General features: G+C 54.7%; 14 protein-coding genes. 3 read left to right on the top strand and 11 right to left on the bottom strand.

Annotation, left to right across the window (positions count from 1 at the left end; all coding sequences use genetic code 11):
- Positions 1 to 313 precede the first annotated feature (313 nt).
- Positions 314 to 1,768 (top strand): PLP-dependent aminotransferase family protein, encoded by a 1,455-nt coding sequence (locus FQ705_RS11410; protein ID WP_144140821.1) that lies wholly within the window; start codon positions 314 to 316, stop codon positions 1,766 to 1,768.
- A gap of 1,056 nt (positions 1,769 to 2,824) precedes the next feature.
- Here FQ705_RS11410 and poxB read toward each other — a convergent pair.
- Entirely contained in the window at positions 2,825 to 4,549 is a 1,725-nt protein-coding gene (poxB, locus tag FQ705_RS11405; protein ID WP_144140819.1) for a ubiquinone-dependent pyruvate dehydrogenase, read from the bottom strand.
- A gap of 840 nt (positions 4,550 to 5,389) precedes the next feature.
- Between poxB and FQ705_RS11400 the strand changes: the two genes are divergently transcribed.
- Complete coding sequence (locus tag FQ705_RS11400; RefSeq protein ID WP_144140817.1) at positions 5,390 to 6,865, top strand: multicopper oxidase family protein; 1,476 nt, start codon at positions 5,390 to 5,392, stop codon at positions 6,863 to 6,865.
- A gap of 780 nt (positions 6,866 to 7,645) precedes the next feature.
- Positions 7,646 to 8,668, top strand: coding sequence for a dicarboxylate transporter/tellurite-resistance protein TehA (locus tag FQ705_RS11395; protein WP_144140815.1), 1,023 nt, complete (start codon positions 7,646 to 7,648; stop codon positions 8,666 to 8,668).
- Positions 8,669 to 8,717: 49 nt separating this feature from the next.
- Here FQ705_RS11395 and FQ705_RS11390 read toward each other — a convergent pair whose 3' ends face one another.
- The 10 genes from FQ705_RS11390 to FQ705_RS11345 form a co-directional block, all read right to left on the bottom strand.
- Positions 8,718 to 10,796, bottom strand: a complete 2,079-nt coding sequence (locus tag FQ705_RS11390; RefSeq protein WP_144140813.1) for a pyridoxamine 5'-phosphate oxidase family protein — start codon at positions 10,794 to 10,796, stop codon at positions 8,718 to 8,720.
- A gap of 39 nt (positions 10,797 to 10,835) precedes the next feature.
- Positions 10,836 to 11,456, bottom strand: a complete 621-nt coding sequence (locus FQ705_RS11385) for a glutathione S-transferase family protein (RefSeq protein ID WP_144142335.1) — start codon at positions 11,454 to 11,456, stop codon at positions 10,836 to 10,838.
- A gap of 918 nt (positions 11,457 to 12,374) precedes the next feature.
- On the bottom strand, positions 12,375 to 12,704 hold the full coding sequence (locus FQ705_RS11380; protein WP_144140811.1) for an H-NS family nucleoid-associated regulatory protein: 330 nt from the start codon (positions 12,702 to 12,704) through the stop codon (positions 12,375 to 12,377).
- 256 nt (positions 12,705 to 12,960) lie between these two features.
- Positions 12,961 to 13,449: a Dps family protein gene (locus FQ705_RS11375; RefSeq protein ID WP_144142333.1), complete on the bottom strand. Its 489-nt coding sequence runs from the start codon at positions 13,447 to 13,449 to the stop codon at positions 12,961 to 12,963.
- Between the two features lie 86 nt (positions 13,450 to 13,535).
- Positions 13,536 to 15,269 (bottom strand): dihydrolipoyl dehydrogenase, encoded by a 1,734-nt coding sequence (lpdA, locus tag FQ705_RS11370; RefSeq protein WP_144140809.1) that lies wholly within the window; start codon positions 15,267 to 15,269, stop codon positions 13,536 to 13,538.
- A 1,090-nt stretch (positions 15,270 to 16,359) separates the two neighbouring features.
- On the bottom strand, positions 16,360 to 17,433 hold the full coding sequence (locus tag FQ705_RS11365) for a porin (RefSeq protein ID WP_144140807.1): 1,074 nt from the start codon (positions 17,431 to 17,433) through the stop codon (positions 16,360 to 16,362).
- 228 nt (positions 17,434 to 17,661) lie between these two features.
- Positions 17,662 to 19,014: an MFS transporter gene (locus tag FQ705_RS11360; RefSeq protein WP_144140805.1), complete on the bottom strand. Its 1,353-nt coding sequence runs from the start codon at positions 19,012 to 19,014 to the stop codon at positions 17,662 to 17,664.
- Positions 19,015 to 19,325: 311 nt separating this feature from the next.
- Complete coding sequence (locus tag FQ705_RS11355) at positions 19,326 to 20,324, bottom strand: NAD(P)H-quinone oxidoreductase (RefSeq protein WP_144140803.1); 999 nt, start codon at positions 20,322 to 20,324, stop codon at positions 19,326 to 19,328.
- A 107-nt stretch (positions 20,325 to 20,431) separates the two neighbouring features.
- Positions 20,432 to 21,286 carry a fumarylacetoacetate hydrolase family protein gene (locus FQ705_RS11350; protein WP_144140802.1) on the bottom strand — a complete coding sequence of 285 codons (855 nt, stop codon included), beginning with the start codon at positions 21,284 to 21,286 and terminating at the stop codon, positions 20,432 to 20,434.
- A gap of 88 nt (positions 21,287 to 21,374) precedes the next feature.
- Complete coding sequence (locus tag FQ705_RS11345) at positions 21,375 to 22,988, bottom strand: FAD-dependent monooxygenase (protein WP_144140800.1); 1,614 nt, start codon at positions 22,986 to 22,988, stop codon at positions 21,375 to 21,377.
- Between the last annotated feature and the right edge of the window lie 99 nt (positions 22,989 to 23,087).

Below are 23,087 nucleotides of genomic sequence, written 5' to 3'. Positions count from 1 at the left end.
TAAAAAATTTATCCCATTCAGATGCATACATCAACTACCAATGAAATTTGCTCATGAATTTTTTCTGCAGTCGCCTTTAGGTTGGAACGATGAGAAATTTTTCTCGCTTACGATGGCTGCCGCGCGAAGGGCATCAGTGAGCAAAGGTCAGATGATCTCGCGAGCCGGGGGCAGCGTGAGTTCTCCGACTGTGCGCTATCGCAAACCTCGCACGCGAGCGGAGTATGGTTTGCGACGCGCGGAACGGCTTGCAGAGCATGCGGAAGTTCGCAACACAAACCACGTTGCCTGACGTGAAAATGCAATCACTGGTATGAATTCAACTCCGACTGCCCGTTATGTATGGTTGGCGAATCGCCTCCATTCCGAAATAAGAAAAGGGCTATGGGTGCCTGGCCAACGCCTCCTCTCAGTTCGCCAACTAGGCTTGGCCTATTCAGTAAGCGTGACAACAGCACTGGCCGCTTATCGACGGCTCGAAGACTTACAGATTATCGAAAGCAGACCGAAACGCGGCTACTTCGTGCGGGCTTCGATGGGCGGGAAAGCGCCCCGAGAAAATAATCGCGCCGAAGTAGGCCAGGATGACCCACAGGATTCACATGCCTCTCAAAACCGACAGGAGCACTCGCCGTCAACTTCGTTTGGCGCGGCAGTATGCTGCGATTCGCTATTCCCGACGAACGCCCTCGCTCGACATATTTCGACAGCGGTGCGTCACGACAACGGGATTTTGTCTAGGCCGTCCAGCACTTTAGGCTCGGCGTCGCTGCGGCTCGCCCTTGCCGCTCACGCAGCGACTTGGAACTGTCACGTCGACGACAACTCCATCCTCGTGACAAACGGATGCGTCGAAGCGCTTTCACTGGCTCTTCGGGCGTTGACAAGTCCGGGCGACACAGTCCTAGTCGATTCGCCGACTTACTTTGGTTATTTGTCGACCATCGCTCAACTTCAGCTAATACCGCTTGCCATCCCGTTTTTGTCGGCCCCTCTTGAGGCACTGAACATGGTTATCAACCTAGCGCGCAATGGCAAGATAGCTGCGTGCATACTCGCACCGACCGTCAGCAATCCAAGCGGTACAAGCATGAGCGAAGACGGCAAACAGAGGCTCGTTGATCTGTTGGACACGCTTTCGATTCCTCTAATCGAAGATGCGACGTTTAACGATTTACATTTCAATTCCACGCAAAGGGCTGCTAAATCCTACGATCGCACCGGTAATGTTGTATTGTGCAGTTCAACCTCCAAAACGCTGATGCCTGGCACAAGACTGGGGTGGGTTGCTGGCGGACGTTACCATCAGTCGATCGTGTCGATAAAAGGCAATACGAGTGCCACACCTCCCCTAGTGGTCCAGCGTGCCTTGGGAGATTTTTTGCAAGGTGGTGGATACCAACATCATTTGCGACGTTTTCGCCGACGCGCCAAAGCACAGGTCCTCGAAACGTTGGCCTATATTCAGGAGCAGTTTCCCAGCGGGACAAGTGCCAGACTTCCTGACGGCGGCTATCTCTTATGGGTGAGGCTCCCAGACAGTCGTTCCGCAACGGAGCTGGCGATGTGTGCCTCCAGCGAGGGGATAAGAATCGCGCCGGGGCCGATGTTTTCGCCAATGGGCAAATTTCGCGACTACGTTCGCATTAACTGCGGCTTCCAACTTGACGCACCAAGGCGCGCCGTGTTGAGACGAATAGCCGACATTGCGACAGCATTGGTGCACCCCACAGAATTGTCTGATCTCGACATTGACATTGAGAAATAGGCGGGCACGCGCATTCGCCAATTTCTATTGAGAAGATGACGTCGAAGGATGAACATACAGCCCATGTACACCAAATCCTTTGACTATCTGCACAGACCGCCCAGGGGCTCGAAACGGGGCTATTAATGGTGACTGTTCCGGTCTACTGTCCGACATGCTCCACCTCTTTTGGCCGCGTCGAGTGAAACATTTCTCAATTACATTTCGTCAGTCAAAGCTAGCATTTTCTGCAATCTTAAATTCATCGCCAAATCGTATTTTTTGAATACGAGTGAACGGTCGCAGATAAACAATGCAGTCCGGTTCGAGTCTCGGTGCTCGAGTCTGATGTTCCCGGCGGAATGACCTACAGCACTCAGTCGCCAACAACAATAAGCGCGGGCAATCACGAGCTTATCGCTGACTAGACGAGGGTTGGCTTCCATCCCGACACTTGCTTTGAAAGATGTACCTGCGACTGCAAATGGTCGGTCACTTTGTTAGTCCAAACAACGTAGATGCCGCTTTCGCTAGAAGGCTGCTTACGACGGCAGGTTTGCGACATCCTTTCCGGGCAGCATAGCTTTCATAGGCAAGCAATATCGCGTGACGCCTTCCCTCGCCCGCCTTCGGACGGCCGATCTCGCTAAGGCTTTCGGAATACAGAATGCAGACGTGCTCAACTTTGCGAATTATCTGCCGTACAAGGCGGTCCTTATAGATAGATTCTGTGTGCTGTGACGCAACTCCGGTAACGGACCATCCAGTCATCAACGGTCGCTTCTCTTGTGCCGCTAACGGTAATTTTTGGACAGTCGTGTCACGACTCCGCGTTCTTTTCCAACAAAGTAAAAAATATGACGACAAAGGGCCAAACATTCTCGTCCGATCTGCGGCCCTCCGCAACCGGTCCACGGGCGCGAAGGTTACGCCGACGGCATCAAGCGACGCATCAGTTATTAAGTTCAGGCGCATGTGCGACTTGAACCGCCCTCACGCCTGAATCGACGATCGCGTTTGCATCTGCACTTACAGCACAGCCTCCCCGGCGTCACGCTCGTCCCTGCCTTAACTGTTTCAGCGCAGATTCGTATTCGCCAGCTCGACTACCTCATCGCCGTGTCCATTGAGTACTGCCCGCAGCATATACAAACTGAATCCCTTCGCCTGCGCCCACTGAATCTTCGGCGGCAAAGCGAGTTCGTGCGTCGCCGTCACCACGTCGATCACCGCGGGTCCCGGGTGCGCGAACGCCTCGCGCAACGCCGGCTCGATGTTCTCCGACAATTCTATCCTCACGCCGTAGATGCCCGCGCCACGCGCTATCGCCGCGAAGTCAGTGGCGGCCAGATTGGTGCCGCTTTCAAGGTAGCCGCCCGCCTTCATTTCCATCGCGACGAATCCGAGCGTGCTGTTGTTGAACACAACCACCTTGATCGGCAGATTCAGCTGGCGCGCGCTAAGCAGATCGCCGAGCAGCATCGACAGGCCGCCGTCGCCCGACAGCGAAATCACCTGACGCCCGGGATCCGCGGCCTGCGCGCCCAGTGCCTGTGGCATCGCGTTGGCCATCGAGCCGTGATTGAACGAGCCGTGTAGCGTGCGCTTACCGTTCATCGTCAGATAACGCGCGGCCCAGAGTGTTGGCGTGCCGACGTCGGCGGCGAATACGGCGTCTTCGTTCGCGACTTTGTCGATGATGCTGGTCAGGTATTGCGGATGAATCGCGCGGCCCGGAATGGACGGCCGCGCGAGATCGTCAAGATCCTTGCGCGTATCGGCGTAGTGCTTGCGGGCGTTGTCGAGGAAGCGCCGGTCGGTCTTGCGCTCGATCATCGGCAACAGCGCCTGCAAGGTCGCCTTGACGTCGCCCACGAGACCCAGCTTCAACGGTGCGCGCCTACCGAGCGCGGAGCCGCGGCGATCGATCTGCACCACGTTGCCGTGCGTCGGATAAAAGTTGCGATACGGGAAATCGGTACCGAGCATCACGAGCGTGTCGCACGACATCATCGCGTGATAGCCGGAACTGAAGCCGATCAGCCCCGTCATGCCGACGTCGAACGGGTTGCCCCATTCCACGTGTTGTTTGCCGCGTAATGCATGCACGGTAGGCGCGCCGAGTTGATCGGCGAAGGCGACCACTTCGTCATGCGCGCCGGCGCAGCCGCTGCCGCACAGCAGCGTCACGGCGCCGGCCTGATTGAGCATATCGGCAAGCCGGTCGAGATCCGCGCCGGAGGGCATCACCATAGAGCGTTCCAGCGTGCCTGCCCACGCCGGCGTTTCGTCGGACGCCTCGCCAAGTGCAACGTCGCCAGGCAGCACGATCACCGAGACGCCACGTTCTTCGATTGCGGTGCGCATCGCGCGCGCCAGCACGCGCGGAAACTGCGATGGATTCGTCACCATCTCGACATAATGGCTGCACTCCTTGAACAACTCTTGCGGATGGGTTTCCTGAAAGTAACCGAGGCCGATCTCTGAGGAAGGAATGTGTGCTGCGATGGCGAGCACAGGTTGATGATTGCGATGGCAGTCGTACAGGCCATTGATCAGATGCAAGTTTCCAGGACCGCAACTGCCCGCGCAGACGGCGAGCTTGCCGGTGGCGGCCGCCTCGGCTCCGGCGGCAAAGGCCGCCACCTCTTCGTGGCGCGTATGCATCCAGCGAATTGAACCGAGCCGGCGCAAGCTATCCGACACTCCATTCAGGCTGTCGCCCGTTACGCCCCAGATTCGTTCGATGCCAGCCGCCGCCAACGTTGTGGCCAGATAATCCGCAATTGTCTGCTTACCCATGCTGTGCTCCGCTAAGTGAGAAAAGACGTTACCTCAGGAATGCCAGAGCGTACCGGTTCCTCACGAAACGCGTCGTCAAGTTGCAATCACACGCGTGGCGAAACTATTCACATGTAGGGCCGCATTTTTCTAGCCAATCAGCGTGGCGCGAGCGACGTCACAGGCACGCAATTTGGCATTCGCGTCGCATGTTGTGCATGTGCATCGAGACCTCTACAGCGCGTTTATAACAGGGGACTTCGAAGGAGATACACATTGCGAGCGAGCGCCCGAAACCGCCCGGTATGAGATCTCATCCTTGCTGATGTACGCGGACCGGTACGTCATTGGGCCGGGGACGCCGGCCCAGCCAGCCAATCGCCCGAGTTCGCGGGCCATTGTGGGAGGGGACGCTTGCAGTTCTTGCTGGGGGGCAAAGGCAAATCATGCCGCTGCCGGTTCGGATACCGCAGTCATGCGTGACCGTTACGCTGCGCCCTGACACCCCGACAGCCTTTTGCCCATAGGAATCAGAATGTCAGCGTGCGATAACAAAAATCGGGATTCAAATAGAAAGATGTTGCACGTCCGGATCGCTATCATCGTTGCAGTTCGGTGCATGAAGACAGGTCCGTCCGGGAAACACCGCTTTTTACCCGTTACGTTCACAGTTCGGTGCGTGGAGTTCGACATATCATCGCCCGCCGGAGTTCCGGGTCGAGGGTTCTCGACTTTTCCTGACTTCGAATTGTGAAGACGGGGCTGGCTCCGCACGGCAGAGACGTCGCAGGGAACCCCACCTGGCGTGATCAATACAACGAAGCGAAACATCCCCAATTTTAATACCGTAGGAGAATTTGGATGCCTTTATCTCGCCGGGAATTCATTACAACGTCATTTGCGATTGCAATGGCCGGGTTGACTCGTGATATCTCATCGAACGCAGGTACGTTGGTACCAAACCTGGCCACAAATGGCAGTGACACGAAGTATCGTCTACTCGTCGACCGACGCGACATTGAAGTAAATGGCCGCTCAGCTAATGCTTATTCATTGGCGCAAGCCGACGGTACTCGAGGCGTCTTCCTCAACCCCGGCGAGTCGTTTTCTGTAGCTTTGATTAATGGGTTAAACGAACCGACCATTGTCCACTGGCATGGTCAGACACCACCATCGAATCAGGATGGTGTGGACCAGTTTGGAATTGCGGCACTAGGTAGCGGCGAGCAGCGAATTTATAACTTTCCTGCGCGCCCTGGAACTCACTGGATGCACTCGCATGTCGGCTTTCAGGCACAAGATCTCCTTGCCGCCCCCTTGATCGTGCGCACAAACGATGAAGTGCGCTCGGACACTCAGGAGGTAACAGTCTTCCTCGAGGATTTTCTTTTCCGCGATCCGAACGCAGTGATGGCCTCGTTGCAAGAGTTAAACCAGTCCGGTCAAAGCGACAATGCGAGCCAGTCAGCCATGCCCGGCATGAGCGAAATGAAGCCAATGGATATGTCGTCCCAGTCGCCCAACGGCCGAATGGATTTCAACGACGTAAACTTCGATGCATATCTCGCCAATAACCGCACCCTGAGCGATCCTGACATCATCCGTGTGGAACACGGCGGCAGAGTGCGCTTGCGGGTTATCAATGGTGCCGCTTCCACTAACTTTCATGTCGACTTGGGATCTTTGCGAGGCACGGTCGTTGCGGTTGATGGTGATGCTGTTAAACCGCTCCTTGGGAGCCGATTTGGATTGGCGATGGCTCAAAGAATTGACATCATCGTTGAACTTCCCAAAGGAAGCGGCGTATGGCCAATCGTCGCGGTTCGGGAGGGCGAGCGGGATCAGACCGGCGTTATCCTTGCCAGCACCGGAGCGAAGGTAAATAAGCTTCCCAATAAGGCCTCCCGCTCGGCTGGTCCGGTAGCCTTCCAGCAGGAAATGCAGTTATCGGCTCTGACTCCTTTGGCAGATCGACCAGTCGATGCGTCACATACCCTCATGCTGAAGGGTTCAATGCATCCGTACTCATGGTCAATCAACGGAAAGCAATGGCCCGAACGGGACACGGTGAAAGTACGGGCCGGTCAGCGAGTCGCAATTACTTTCCACAATATGACGATGATGTCCCATCCGATGCACCTGCACGGCCACCATTTTCAAGTGATTGCTTTTAATGGAAAAGCGTTCCCCGGTGCCATGCGAGACACTATCCTCGTGCCCCCAATGACAAAGGTGACGATCGCCTTCGATGCAGACAATCCAGGCCAGTGGCTCTTGCATTGTCATAACGACTATCACATGGCGGCCGGTATGATGACCGACGTTGCCTATATTTGAGAACGCAAGAAGGCCCAAAACCGGTCTCACGAACGTATGCAATCGCAGGAAACTAGTTGCGCACTAGCCCTAAGATCAGGTTAGGCTCAAAGCGATCGCAGCGATCCTCCCAGGACACCAGCAGTCTATCTTTCTCTGATTGGAAGCGGGCCGTTCGTCCAGCGGACGGCTCGGTAGATAGCGTCAAGCAGCAAGGCCGTCATGTCAAGACAATTGCCGACGCCCAACTCGGACTTGCAAACCTAAAAAATTGGCGCGCAAAGCACCCGCCGCATTGGCCAGCACTATTTGTGCGTGAAATGCAATTCAAACAATGCCGTAACTTACGGACATTCAGACTCAGTTCTAAGGCGCAGAATACATGTGTTGGGTTGTGGATCGTGTGGGTAAGTGAGGAAAGAGGCGTCCGTCTGTTTTTCGGGGAGAGAATCCAAGGCGGATAAATGGCTTCAGCGACAAGTACGGACAGTATGATCCTCTCTAATAGACTGTCTCCGGCTTGGCTGTGCCGAGCATGGTATCTCGCCACCCCCTCTCCTATACGGGCGACCGGAAATTTGGCTGTCGTGCGGTTACCCAACCCTCGCAGGGGTATAGGGTCACCTGCGACCTAACTTCATCGCGATTACGCAAACTATCTCTCGCGGTTCATGAATTCGGTGAAGATGCGACCTTTCACCTACTTGTCGGTTTTGTGATGAATGGTCCGGCCTCAAAAGGTCGTGCGCGTTTATCGCGGCAGACTCCACCGCCTATGGATACGGTGAAAGCATCACACATATGAATCAGGTGAGAGTTACGACCAACAACAATCAGCGTCGGACGCGAACTATCCCGGTGTCCTTTTTCGGGATCGCCGTCGGAATATTGGCCACCGCTAACGCTTGGCGCGTCGCCTCACGGTCTTGGCACCTTCCCATCGCTGTATTCGATGCACTTGCCGCCTTGGGTTTGGCGGTCTGGCTGACATTGATGCTGGCTTACGGATATAAGTGGGTGGTCGATAGCAAGATCGCACTCTTTGAACTTGAGGACCCAATCAAGGCGCCCTTTGCATCTCTGCTCCCTGTGTCCAGCCTACTCTCTGCAGGCATTATCTACCCGCACGCGCCGCGATTAGCTGTGACCATCTATGTGCTTGCGACCTTGGTTCACTTGGCGTTGGGGCTCATGTTGCAAGGTCGCATCTGGAAAGGTGGGATGGATTCTCGAGTCATAACGACTGCGGTCTATCTGCCCGTAGTTGCTCCGACTTTCGTTGGAGCTAGTTGTGCGGCTCAATTCGGATGGCCTCAACTTGCCGCCATCCTCTTCGGTGCGGGAATGTTTTTCTGGATTGCAAATGAATCGATGATTATGCATTGTGCTGCCACCAACCCGTCCACCCCAGCATGCATACGCCCACTTCTGGGCCTTCAGCTCGCTCCGTCGGTCGTTGGGGGTGGGGCATATCTCAATCTGAACAACGGCGTGCCCGACCTATTTGCCTACGCACTGCTGGGATACGGTCTTTATCAAGTCCTTCTGCTTCTCAGGTTGTTGCCGTGGATTCGCAGACAAATCTTCACGCCATCGTACTGGGCGTTCAGTTTCGGTGTCGCCGCCTTGCCAACAATGGCGATGCGTATGCAGGGTCAAACCGGATTCGTTCACTATCTGTCCATCGTGCTCTTTGCAGCATCTAATCTCACAATCCTAACGTTGGCGTGGAAAACCGTCTGGTTGGCGATGTTAGGTACACTATTTCACCCGGACGACCCCACCTGTTCCAGCCGTGCCATAGATAGATCTCGTGGAACTTGAGTACACAGCGTCAGAGTGCGAACTCATAAAGCGTTACATGTATCGTGTCTCAAAGATCGAGCAGAAGCCGGTCACCACCTCCAGTGGCTTCGCTAGCTGGTACCGCGCAGCATATGAGAGCTTCGCCTTCGTCTACATCAAATTCAGGCTGGCTGCGATAAGCTACTTCCCCCTCAACGATCCGAGTTCGACACGATCCGCAACTTCCAGAGCGGCATCCGAATTCTGGCGAAAGTCCGCGCGATTCGGCCAACTCAAGAAGGCTGTCCTCATCGGGGTTCCAGCGGGCTTCCTTTCCCGATTTGACAAATGCCACGGGTGTTGTGATGGTCGCCGGCTCCCTCACAGGCCCCTTCGTCTGCGCTTTGTCTAGCCGCCGTTTGAGAGAAGATGGTCCGAATGACTCGGCATGGATTCGATCATCAGCGACATTTATGTCACGCAACCCGTCGTAAATCGACTGCATGAATCCGGTCGGCCCGCACATATAAAAGTCGTAGTCATTCAACGGCAGCTTCCGGCTGAGCAACGAAATATTGATCCTCCCCTCCTCGTCGAAATTCTTACCCCGCTCGGCATTCGTCGTGTCAGTGAGCAGCCTGATGACTTCTACAGCACCATCCGAGGCCTCGGCCAATTTGACAATCTCCTTCTCGAAAGCTCGCTCCTGCAGAGATCGCGCCGATAGGAAAAACCAGGTTGGCCGAACCCGCCGCGTACGCAATCCCTCAAAGACGATATGTCGCAACATCGCGAGCATCGGTGTCACGCCGACTCCAGCCGCCAGGAGCACCGCTGGACGCCTTTCAAGCGCATCAAGCGTAAATTTTCCCGACGGCGAGCGCGCATCAATGGCATCGCCTTCCCGAATATGATCGTGAAGGAAGCTCGACACCAAGCCTTCTTTCTTGACGCTGATCCGATAAACCGGGTCAGCGGGGCCTGAGGAAAGCGTATAGGTGCGGAAAACATCCGTGTCATAGCCGGGCGGTTTCACGCGGATAGGCAGATGCTGCCCTGCGAGGGGGACTATCAACCCCGCACCGTCCGCAGGCTCGAGAACAAAGGAGCGAATGAGCCTGCTCTCGTCGACAATTTTCGTGACCTTTAGTGGGCGCCATGTGTCGGCTAGCGCCGCTGCCTTCAGCCTGCGCTCTGCGTCGTCCCAGCTACCAGTCATAAGCGAATTCGGTGACCATCCATTGGTTTCAAATTTCCATCGCAGCGGTAGCGCACCTTTCCTGAAGATGATTCGACTCGGCATAAAGTGCCATTGCCTTTCTGAGCCTCGAAACGCATTGATTTCCGGAGAGGTCAGGTCGACGCGCGCTCGCCCAGTCAGTTGCAAAACGTCGCCACTCTCGAAGTCAATGAATATCAGTCCACCGCGAGGATTCACGAGGAAGTTGCCCAGCGTCGCAAAAAACAGATTGCCAGCGAACTCAGGGATGGTCAGTGTCCCATCCTCCCCGATTCTGACGAACCCGGCATTGCCACCTCGGTGCGACACGTCCACCTGACGGGTATCGACCTCATCATTGATGTAGGAGGCCACGAAAAACGTGTCTGCGCCACGAATTATGTTTCGAGCGGTCGCCGTCAGGTGGCGTGACTCAACTATGTCGGCAGAAGAAAACGATCCCGGCTTTCGGACGAACTCGTAGTCTCGTAGCTGAATGTACTGAGGACAATTTCCAAAGCTCTGCCTGACTTGCAGTACAAACCCATCCGGAGACGCCTCGGTCAACACACCGTTCAACCGATTGCGCCTTCGCGTAGTCAGCTCGATTCCTAGAAGTCCAACAGCAGCCCCGACATGTAATCCCGGAAATATAGGATCATGCGGATCCAGGTTGGCACGCAGTCGCAACGTCGTTTCGGTGGGCGTATTCAAAAAACCCGGGACCCCGGGTATCAGCGCGGCCCACGGGTCTCCCTCGTGGTCTACCGTCCCAACGACGAGGAATGGGAGTTGAGCAAAAAATTCTCTGTGTTGGTCGGGCATGTAGGTTCGCACTACACGCCGCCCGAGGGCAAGCATTCGTTCAGCAACTCCTACTGTCCGCTGCATCTCTACCTCGCCTTTGTGCCAGGGCGAAGCATCGGTGTTAATAGAACGTTCACTCATTTCCTGCACCTCGAGAGAGCCGACAGCTATCGTAACCAATCAGTTCGCGTTGGCCGTCAGACTTACAGGAGTCTTCTGAAACTCAACATATCCCGGCAAAGCTTCAATCCGACGCAACCATTCACTGATCCTGGTATACGAGCTTAGATCAACGTTCCCTTCCGGTGCGCGTGCGATGTAACTGTAGAGCGCAACATCCGCGATCGTCATTGTCTTGCCTGTGATGTAGTCCCGTGTCTGGAGATCGTTGTCAATCTGTTTAAGTACACGATGAGCCCGCCCGATGACTTCGATGGCGTTGAAGGGAGCTCCCAAAAGAGCGACCTGCCGAGCGGCTGCCGGACCATACGCAATTTCCCCTGCGGCAACTGACAACCAGCGCTGGACTCGCGCCGCCGCCTCTGCCTCTTCCGGGAGCCAGTCCGTCTTTTTCAGCTTCTTTGCAAGATAAACAAGAATTGAGTTCGAGTCTGCAATCACCGTGTCTCCGTCAACAAGCACCGGCACTTGGCCAAAAGGATTGAGCTTGAGAAATTCGGGGGACTTTTGCTTTCCATTTTTCAGGTCGACTTCGACAATTTCATGGGGCTCGCCGAGTAAGGAGAGAAAGAGGCGTGCGCGGTGCGAGTGACCCGAACGCGGGTGACAGTAAAGTTTCATCATGTTTTGGTCTTCTTTAAAGAGTGCGCAGAATTGCCCCGGGAACCGTCTACTTAAGAAATTTGCGACGAGTCGCTTGACCAATTGTCACAGCGCGAAAACAGTGCTGCCGCAAACGCACGTCCCAGTTATGTCAATAAGGTGCCAGCGACCAAAATCAAACTCGTTCGCCTTAAACTACACCCGATCGGGTGGTCGCTGCCCGTGCGATGAATTCCTGCTTCCGTGTCCAGTTTGCGTCCCATCTCGCCTGTCGCTTGAGAACGCGCCCTCGTCGCGAAGCGTCGATTGTGAGAGTTAAACTACCTCTGGCTGTTGTAAGTCTGAATCGAGGCGCCAACCCTCGATACGCTGCGTACAAGAGGATCTATGGGTTAAAAGAGTGCATGTAGTCTGGCAGCGACTCGTGCGAGGCGTTTTCATTTGCGAACGACATTGCATCCGGACTTGTCAAAATCGCACTGCGCCCGCCCTCGACGAAGATGATTTATAAGATTGATGCTTGCGCCATGCGCAGCTGTGCAGCGTAGATTTCTGCGGGTTCGACAGTCAACCAACCTTCTTGATGTGCTCCCCGACCTAAGCCTACGGGATTGACGTAGAGCGGGAGTGACGAGTGCGCCAGCTCAATGCGCTAGCTGTATAGATAGGTCGTGGACAATTGCCATAGCCCTTTCTATTTAATTGGAAGCAGCAGGCGAGTTTTCAGATCGCAACAGACGGTTTAGACGTGCCCGCGCCCTTCGCTCGAACGCGCCCCGTCGGCAACCCTCCTATTTGATAACGTGCCAATCATTAACCGTGAGCGAGCACGTTCTCACCGCCACCCGCGATCGATTTGCGAAAGCAGTCGTCCACAGAAGAATCGCAAATCCGGTTATTCGTTTGAGGCACTTTTTTTGTTATCTATCGGCCGAGTCAGTCGGTCTTGATGCCGTCAGCTGAAAAGTCAAGCCGAAGCGTGACGCTTCGTGCCGTCTCCCGCGGCGGATGCGAACGTGACTCTGAAGCAGTCACTCGGAAAAAGTCAGGGCTAACCCCCGCGTTTTTTGCCGTTTTCAGCCAGTCCGGCATGTCGCCACGGCCATCCCATTCGTTACCCCATGCATCGCGAAAAATCGGCAAATGAGCCAAGTCATGCTCGATTGAGGCAGCAAGATCGTCGATCGTGATGCCGAGATCCTTCATGCGCCGACGAATCCAGATAATGAGTCGTTCGCTCGCTTCGCCATCGACAATCTTTCCCATCGTGCTATTTGATGTTTCGGTTTGAACGCTGCAGTATAGCTGCTATAGGAACTTAGCACCGCGTCAATCCGTTCGTCAATGCAATGTATGTCGCGGCTCTGACAGGCGCTTCACCAGCCGCCGAAAACCAGACGTCTAGACCGTCTGGCATTACTCGGGGGTGTAACCCGGTGGCAAAGTTCAGATGCTCTTCACGCCCTCGCGGCTCCTGAGTCTATGACAATTCCTCAAAGTGTGGGGAGGACGTCGACAACATCTATTCCAGCATTGAACGCAGCATCCATGCCGTCTTTTCGTGCGTTCGCATGCGCTGAGTCAGTAAATCGGCAGTGGGTTCGTCGTTCGCAGCGTCCGTCAATGGGAAGATTTCGCGCGCGGTACGTACCACTGCCTCCTGTCCTTCCACCAATTGACGAATCATCTCGCCTGCCGTGGGCACGCCATCCGCGTCTGCTATTGAAGATAGTTTGGCAAAAGCCTTATAGCTACCTGGCGCGTAGACACCCAGAGCACGGACGCGCTCCGCGATCGCATCGACCGCGAGCGACAGTTCGTTATATTGCGCCTCGAACATGAGGTGAAGGGTGATGAACATCGGACCCGTGACGTTCCAATGAAAGTTGTGGGTCTTTAGGTACAGCGTATAGGTATCCGCGAGAAGCCGTGAAAGCCCCGCTGCGATATCCTCGCGGTCACTATGGCTAATACCAATATTAACGTGGGGTCTAACTTCTTTCTTAGACATCGCTACTTCCTTCTTAGACATCGCTGCTCCTTTCTAAACCAATACAAACCCGCAGGCAACAGCAACTATTACGTACTTTCCGTTAACTACATATTCAGTGCTCGCCTTTGCACTGCCAATGCCGCTTCGCGAACGACTTCAGATAACGACGGGTGGGGATGGCTGATCATTCCAATATCTTCAGAAGCTGCCTTGAATTCCATCGCCACTACAGCTTCCGCGATCAGATCAGACGCGTTGGTGGAAATAATGTGAACGCCCAAAATCTCGTCAGTCTCAGCATCGGCAATCATCTTTACGAACCCGTCGGTTTTTCCCAGCCCCAATGCACGGCCGTTAACCATCATGGGAAATTGGCCGATCTTGATAGCACGACCTTCCGACTTCAGTCTCTGCTCGGTCTTGCCCACCCACGCGATTTCAGGGTCGGTGTATATGACCCACGGGATACAGTTGTAGTCGACATGCGGCTTCTGCCCATCGATGATTTCCGCCACCATCACGCCTTCGTCTTCCGCCTTATGAGCAAGCATCGGCCCGCGCACCACGTCCCCAATCGCGTACACGTTGGGAACGGCAGTCACGCAATGATCATCCACGGGGATGAACCCGCGTTCGTCAACCTTCAGTCCGATTGCGCCGAGGTCGAGATTGTCCGTATTGGGTACTCGTCCGATTGACACTATCAGCCTGTCGGCCTCAAGTGTCTGAGCCTTACCGTCATCATCCGTATAGGAGATCTCCACGCCATTAGCCATGACTTGGACCCGATCGATCCGCACGCCGAGATGAATTGAGAGGCCCTGTTTTTTGAGTAGCTTCCACGCCTCCTTCGAAAGTGAAGCATCTGCAGCGCTGAGGAAGTCAGGCAGTGCCTCAAGGATTGTGACTTCAGCTCCCAGCCGGCGCCAAACTGAACCAAGCTCAAGGCCGATAACACCGGCACCGATGACAGCCAGTTTTCTTGGGACCGTGTCGAATGAAAGTGCACCTTCATTGTCGGAGACAATCCGCCCATCAACGGGGACATTCGGCAGATGCCGAGCTTTCGACCCGGTTGCAATAATGACGCTCTTCGCGGTATAGGCCCTAGAGCCAGCTTCACCGGCTACCTCAATTCGTGTGGCCTCTCCCGAGCGACCGACAAATTTTCCATGGCCTTTCAGCCATGAAACTTTGTTCTTACGAAATAGAAATTCCACCCCACCGGTAATTTTCTCAACGATGTGGTTTTTTCGTGCAATCATCTTCGGCAAATCCAGTGTCACTTTTTCGACGCCGATGCCATGGTCGCGTAGATGATGGAGCGTGCTTTCGAATGTTTCGGATGACGCCAGCAAGGCCTTCGATGGAATGCATCCAATGTTTAAACACGTACCCCCAAGCTTTAACTTGCCTTCAGGATTTCTCCACCCTTCAACACACGCAACTGTCTTGCCAAGCTGCGCGGCACGAATGGCCGCGATGTAACCGCCAGGTCCCGATCCGATGACAACGACATCGAAGTTGGTTGCGGCAGTCTGCTGATTCGTGCCCGGATCAAGTTTTGCAATTGCCGTCGCGGCCCGAACGTTAGCGTTTTCGACTGCACTGATCGTCGCGATGACCTCGCCCGTGTGTACAGTATCGCCGTCGCTCCTCGTAAGCGATGCCACTATCCCGCCAGTGGTCGCTGGAACCTCCAGAACAACTTTGTCAGTTTCAAGGTCAGCCAGCACTTCGCCTTCTTCCACAGCCTCCCCGGTTTTCTTTTTCCAGTGTAGAGTGGCTTCCGAAACGGACTCAGAAAGCTGCGGGACCTTGACTTCGGTTGTACTCATTGCGATTTCCCTTGCTGAGATTAAACGGAGTGAGGGTGACAGCTGGTTAAAATTCTGCTGAGACCCATCGCGCATGTCATAGAGGATGGAAGGCAACTCGAATGCGTGTGCAGACTTCGCGAGAGACTAGCCGAATGTCTGCATGCATTCCGCAAGCCGAACGCTCGCGACATCTGCCACGGATCGGTACCACGCCGCCCAGTCCGGCGAGTCGAAACGTTGCGTTTTAGCATGGATCTCTCGCAGAAAAACATTGGCGCGCATCAAGAGTTAGGCTTGACGCACTTCCTAGTAGACTTAGGCCTCGTCTCATCCAAGCAAGGCGTCAAGAAGGGAGATGTTATCTTTCGATGAACGTAGATGGTTTTAGGATTTGCACGATGATCACAAAAAAGCACGAACATCTGAAATTTCAGCGCATTGCACCGTACGCCGGAACCCCTTGCGACTAGATGACGCGAAGAGTGGCGTCAAGTATTCGGCCTGCGTCTCCTCGCGGCGCGAGGCTCGGGATCGCCAGCGATGCGCGCGACGGAAGTTCGATCGTGGTTTCACTGGCTGACATTTCGCACCTCCAAATCAGAGATGATGTCGACCATTATCGACGCAATAATTTACTTCATCGATGCGCTTATTGCTGGTTTTGCACTGGTTGCATAGTGCCCCCGTTTCAAACTGTATGCGATGGCGGAAGCCGAGGGCCCGATAGCGAGAAGTCGTCACACATACAGTCACTTGGGATTTAGACGGAGTGACAGTGGACAAATTGCGACTGCGCTTCGGATAGCGAGAATTTGTGCCTTGCTTTCCAATTCGCGATGTACTGCGTTCTCGCACCCGCGTCCCTCTCTTTTCGTCGTCGCGCGTGCGTTCGTTTCTCCTACCTACCTGCTTCGTCTTGCTGCGTCAGCCTGATAAGCTGTTGTTCGGTCCCAGAATGTTGCGCGCTAACAGCGGGAATAACCGAGCCCGACGTGTCACCCCAACACTTCTCGTATCGGGCAACAAGGAAATGGTGACGATTTGGCATCCAATTTCGTCACCGATCCGGCACTCAAGGCAAGGTCAAGGTATATATCAGCGTCCGCTATCAGAACCGATGCTGAATACCCAACATAACCCCAGTTTGGTTGATGCCTAGCTCTGCCGTCCCCCCCGCAGCAACAGACACCGCGCTCTTTTTACTGTTTATCATGTAACCAGCCAACGCGTAGAGAAACGTAGATTTCGATAGCAAGTAATTGATTTTCGTCGTCGTGAGTGTCGCGTTTGAGTTTCCGTGCTGGATGTAGTGTGAAACTTGGGCGTCAAATTCCCACTGAGGCACGGGAAAATATTCGATACCTCCGAAGTAAATATCGGTTCGCAATGATGCCGCCGCGTCCACGTTGCGATGAATCCAGCCGAGACCAAGCTTGCCCAAGCTAAACGCATAGTATCCGGCGACGACCGTACGCGTGTCAGTATAAGCACTGCTCGTCAGCGGCGCCGCCGCTCCGTTCCCACCACGCATCTGGTCATAGGACCCAACGACACCGTAACTGCCGGTCTCGTATGAGAGCATTCCAGTGAACTGCTTACATGCGAGATAGTTGCCCGGCACCTGTCCACCGCAATTAGTCGCCGATGGTCCAGCTGGTCCCGCCGCATCTCGCCCGAAGCTATAAGTTGCGCCAGCTGTCAGTCCACCGAATTTACCACTATATGCGATTGAGTTGTCGCTCCTCACCACAGCCAAATATGGATCAAAGTTGGGCATCGACATAAGCGTTGGTCCGATGACGTCGGCAAAAGCGACCGAGTAGTACGTCATATTGAACTGTCGTCCCAAGGTCACAGTCCCGTAAGGCGTGCTCAATCCGATGTTTGCGGTACGCCCCCATAACCGTCCACCATACGCTAGTTGCCCGGTACCCGGTGCAAATCCACTTTCAAGGTTAAACACCCCTTTGAGGCCGCCACCGAGATCTTCGGTGCCCCGCAAACCAACACGGCTTGGCAGCTCTCCAGTGAGAGCCGGTACACCTACGAAAGAACCGCCGTTTGCGGCATGGTTATAGAAAGCCACGCCTGTATCCACGATGCCGTACAACGTCACACTGCTCTGCGCCTGAGCAGTAGCGGCAACCAGAGCCAATCCCGACAACGCATACGTCCTCTTCATATCTCCTCCTTTTGTTGACGAATATCTACTGATATAATTCAATACTCCAAACTATTATTTTTATTAAAATATAATCCGAAACTCACAAGTTCCAAAATACTTCCCGCCTCAACCGGGTATCAATTAAAGATTGAAGAAACGAATCAAATCCTGCAGTCTTTTTTATCGAATCTGCTTACTGACTAGTTTTAAATTTTTTCTCTTTAGCAGGAAAATGGAATCGACTCGTCACACCCGCTTTTGAGTTGGCTCATACGTGCCGGCATTGCCTTCTGGTTCGCTACGAGTTCGGTCGAGTAGGAGAGCGAAGACGGCGGCTGCGGCTAATATTCCGCCGAACCCTTGATACAACGTCGATGGGGTCCAACCGAGCCTCAACAAATAACCCGTCCCGATCGGGACGGCCACGGCGACGGTTCGACCGAACCCGAGCATCAACCCAACTGCCGTGCTCCGCACTATCGCAGGATAGATTGCCGGACTGATCGCATAGAACGCCACCACTCCGCCACCGGAGAAGAGTCCGACCAGCACCGATAACGGAACCGCGAGCCCGGTGTTTCGGAAATTCGAAGCGTATAGTGAATAGGTCACAGCACCACCAAACAAGATGAGCGCGGTAACCACAACCGGACGTAGTTTGAGTGATAGCAGGGCGAATACCACCGCTCCTATGACGCCCCCATACATTACCAATGCACCGACGCGAATGCCAAATTCGGGAACTCCACTGGCGTCTGCAATTAACTTAGCGGTCCATGTGTTGGCAAAATAGAATGCCGCGATCAAACCGGCATATCCAAGCCACAGATATGAAGTACGGCAGCCCATTGTGCTACCGAAAATCGACTGCAACGTAGTAGCGATCGAGTGTCCGCCTGTCGAGGTCTCGGCATTAGGAAGCACAGTCGCGTGCGGATAGCATAGCCGGTCGGCAATCCTGTTGTATTTCTCTAATGCCCGCTTTGGCCGGCGCGCAATCAGATAGTCGATAGATTCGGGAAGAAAAGCAAATACGATGACCAACAGGATTAGTGTTAGCAAGCCGCCGAATACGAAGGGTCCACGCCAACTGTACTCTCTTACCAGCGGACCTACCGCGCTTCCAGCAAGTGCCGATCCCAACGGCAGGCCGACACCGTAGAGACCCATAATGAAGCCGCGTCGCTTGTCCGAACAGTACTCCGAGAGCAGGACGTTAATACTCGAGATAATTCCGCCGATAAACAGTCCAGCAAAGGCTCGGAAGACGAGTAGCTCGACCATACTTCTCGACATGCTTGTGAGCAGCATCCCGACGGTAACGAGTACCAGACATAGTAAGATATGTCGGCGACGCCCTATTCGATCCGCCAATGGGGAGACTATCACCGCACCGATGGCCATGCCCGCCACGCTAGCGCTTAGTAGGTATCCAATTTCGACAGGACTGAGTTTCCATGCTTTGGCTAGATGGGGCATTACAAACGGCATGACAATTATTTCGTATCCGTCAATCATTGTCAGAAGGATACATATAATAAGTACTACAAATTGATACCAACGCATCGCGTTGATTTTTATGGCTTCACGAATGTCCATTCCGGCTGTCTCCTGTTAATTTTAGAATATTGATTCCACTATGCGACGAACGCTTTTACTCAAACAGACCAAGCATGGTGCATTCGGTGCCGCCAGCAATCGACCCGGACGTATCGAGACGAGCTAATTGCCGCACAAACCCATCGCTATCCGGATGAAGCTCACTACGAATCGCCTACGCTCCATACATCGCCGTGCCACACACTGCCTCAAGTTGTGCCGACTAGGCGGATGCCCATGACCAATGTGTTCAAGCGTCGGGCCGACATTGGATGCGGCTTCTCCCGCGAACCGCCCCTCCTCCACTACTCCTAGTGAGCCCCAACCTCTAGCAAAATCTTCCCCATATGCAGACCCGCTTCCATCCTTGAGTGTGCCGTAGCGGCCGCCGAAAGCGGTAGTACCAAATCCAGAACCGGCCGAAGCGTACCATCCGAGAGGCGTGGCAAAACGACGCGTTTTAGATCCATCGCAATCGCGGTCTTCTCGTTCGCTGGCAACGGTCTTAACGCAGATCCACTGATGTGAATTTCCTTCAACATTATGTCGCGGAGGTTACCTTCGAACTTCGCACCGTTGCCCGGAGAGAGGTGCACAAGCCGTCCACGGCGCGCCAGCGCATCAATGTTTCGCGCAGAATATTTGCCGCCCGACATATCCAGAATTACGTCTACTCCCCGGCCGCCTGTTCGATCCTTGACGCTTTCCACAAAATCATCACTGCGATAATTGAAGGCGCCACTCGCGCCTAGAGCCAGTGCAAAATCCACTTTTTCCGGAGTTCCGCACGTCGCATAAACAGGATGACCGAGCAGTGACAGCAGTTGAATTGCGAATGTCCCCACGCCACTTGTTCCGCCGTGCAGGAGCACAGATTCGCCTGGCCCGAGCCTTGCTACGCCGAAGAAGTTATGCCAAACCGTGAAAGCTGCTTCCGGAACGGCAGCAGCCGCCAGATGGTCGATGTGGTCTGGCATTGGCAAGACATGGCCGACCTTGGCTACGACATACTCAGCATAGCCGCCGCCATCGGTAAGCGCGCAAACGTCTTGTCCCACCTGAAAATCGAGAACATCCCTACCGACCGCGGCGACAACGCCTGAGACTTCCAACCCGGGTATGTCACTGTGAGCAGGTGTGGGGCCACGCTGGCGTTGATGGCAATCATGCCGGTTGACACCCGCGGCTCGCACTTGGATGAGGACTTCGTCGTCCAAGGGCGAAGGAACCGCCACGGTCCTAGGTTTGAGTACGTCCGGGCCACCAGCGGCGGTAATCATGATGCACTGTTGCGTTTGGGTCGGATTCATTGCACAAATGCTTCAGTATTCGTTAGTTACCGAACAATCGGTATTGGGACCACAAGATTGAGGGGACACGCAGCGCGCCACGTTGGTGCGGTCCGTGTCCCAACTTCTTACGAAATTTCGTTACGTACAGGGTTGCGCAGAACACCTACACGCTCGACTTCTACCTCCACTACGTCTCCCTCCTTCATCCAAAGCGGCGGATTGCGCTTGGCGCCCACACCGCCCGGCGTGCCGGTCACAATTACGTCGCCAGCGCATAGGGGTGCCACTGTTGACGCGTATGCGATAAGTCGAGGAATGCTGTGAATCAACATCGCTGTAGTTGCCCGCTGGACCTCCTCCCCATTGAGACGTGTGACCACTGTCAAAGTACTATCGGGTGGAATTTCATCTGCTGTTACCATCCACGGACCGAAAGCTCCTGTCCGAAAGAAGTTCTTACCCGGCCCCCATTGACTGGTGTGCAGTTGCCAATCGCGAATAGAGCCGTCGTTGTAGCAGGCGTACCCCGCGACATGGTCCCAGGCAGATGCTTCAGCGATGCGCCGACCTTGCTTGCCAATAATGACAGCGATCTCCCCTTCAAAATCCAGGCGCTCCGATTCGAGTGGACGGAGAATCGGCTGCCCATGGGCGACCTGCGAATCCGCAAATCGCAAGAAGTACACTGGTTTTTCAGTCACCTCTCGGCCGGTTTCCCGTACATGTTCGCCGTAGTTCAGACCTGCACACCAAATCTTCCCGGGATTAGGTATGACGGGAAGAAGCTCCACTTCCGCAAGGGCATAGTCAGGAAGCCTGTCTTTCAATGCGCCTTGAGCTTCAGATACGGCGTCCGACTCCAGTAGCCCCTTCAAATCAGGGTACTTGTCAGCGAGCGCTTTTCCAAGGTCGATGACGCCATCGTTCACGACGGCGCCAAAAGTAGCGCGGCCGTCTTTTTTGTAACTTATAAGTTTCATTTAGCTCTACCAATCGAAATTGTAAATATTAGTCTCTAACCGCATAAGACCTGACTTTCGTGTGCAACGGAAAATCTGCCGACCTCAATCAGCCTGACGCCATCGATCCATCGAGTGATACAGACGCTTGCCCTGCATCTGCGAAGAATCCTTTATTCAGCGCCGGCACCAAGCGGGCTAGAGCATCAACGCTGATCTTCAGAGTGCGCTCTCGAGCCACGGCTGCCACATACCGATCCGGTCTTATGATCAAGACGAAGTCGCCACCACTCAGGCCGGCAAAAGTATCGTCGAAATCGAAGACGGTCTGGCATTCGCGCTCACCGAGCGACTGCATTCCACGGAGAATCTCGATCTCGCGTCCTGTCTTGAAGCGAAGGAGTGCCCAACCAATGCCGAGGGCTTTGTCCAGGCCAACGACCGGCCCCTCCCCACAAACTACTTTCGGCTGTGGCAGCGAACGCCCAACTAAGGCCGACACTGCTGCTGGAAGATCGGGCGATGGGGGAACCACACACCCTTTGGTAAAGTGGGGCTGCTTCAGGAACCTCATCCCCACGACCCATTCCTTGGCCGTAGGCAGTAGTGATAGCGCCGCAATCGTGTGATCACGGGCCGCGGTCAAAAGCGGTTGCGTGCTCATAACTATCTGTCCGATTCGGTGGGAGAGTCTCACCATGTCACTTACGTGGGGGCGCCGCTCGATCGCATAGGTATCAATCAGGGATTCCTCGGCTTCGCCCTTCACGCACGCTGCAATTTTCCATGCAATGTTGGCAGCGTCGCGCACTCCCGCATTCAGTCCTTGTCCCGCAAACGGCGGCATCAGGTGCGCGGCGTCGCCAGCGAGCACGATGCGACCACGTCGGTAGGACTGAGCGACCCGTTGTTGCGCCGTATATACCGCGGCACGGCGAATATCGCGAGGCTGGATGCGCTGGTATGGCTGAACCAGCTTGATGATGAATTCCGGAGTTACGGCTTGAGCTTCGTCGTCTTCGCGCAGCAACATAAACTCGTACCGACAGCGGCCCTTCACGCCGGGCACGACAACGCACGGCCTCACGCCATTGCAATGGAACTGAGAAATACGTTCGGGTACTCCCGGCGTGTTCAAAACGTCCACTACAATCCACTTTTCAACCTGCGTCGATCCTTCTAATGGAATTCCGAGCTGAGTTCTGATGGGACTACGACCTCCATCGCACGCGATGAGCCATTTTGCCTGGACACGCCGTTGCCCTTCTGGCGTCGCAAGAGTGAATTCCACGCCACCACCCACATCAACGACGTTGCTTGCCTCAGCATGGAAGTGCAAATCAAGCAGTGGTCGCGACTTTGCAGCCTCAAGCAATAGTTGAGCTAATATGGGCTGATCGAAGTTCGATTTGCCCGGGTGACCCAACCGCGGCGCACGCGGTTGTACTTCCGCGAGCAATTGCCCTTTGCGCCCAAAATACCGGGTGCCGGTGTCCAGCAGCATCTCCGGTTCGAGCTTATCCAATATGCCGATTTGATCCATCACACGCAGTGACTCATCGGTGATGCTGATAGCCCTCGGTTCGTCCGCAACATTTGGATTGCGCTCGACCAACATGGTACGTATGCCGTACTCAGCAAGAAGGTTCGCGGCGGTCAGGCCGATTGGACCGGCACCTATTACTGCGACTTCGACGGCTAGGGTATCCTGATCGTTTTCCATGGGATTGAATATGCATTAGCCATCCAATTTGAAAGGTGGCCGTTACAGCTTGGTGGTCGAATTAGCAATGTGTGTCAAAAACCACGGAGACTAAGGCGA

Origin of the sequence: Paraburkholderia sp. BCC1884, from assembly GCF_900996225.1 — a bacterium.
Taxonomy (GTDB): domain Bacteria; phylum Pseudomonadota; class Gammaproteobacteria; order Burkholderiales; family Burkholderiaceae; genus Paraburkholderia.
This window is presented reverse-complemented; position numbering and strand designations above follow the sequence as displayed.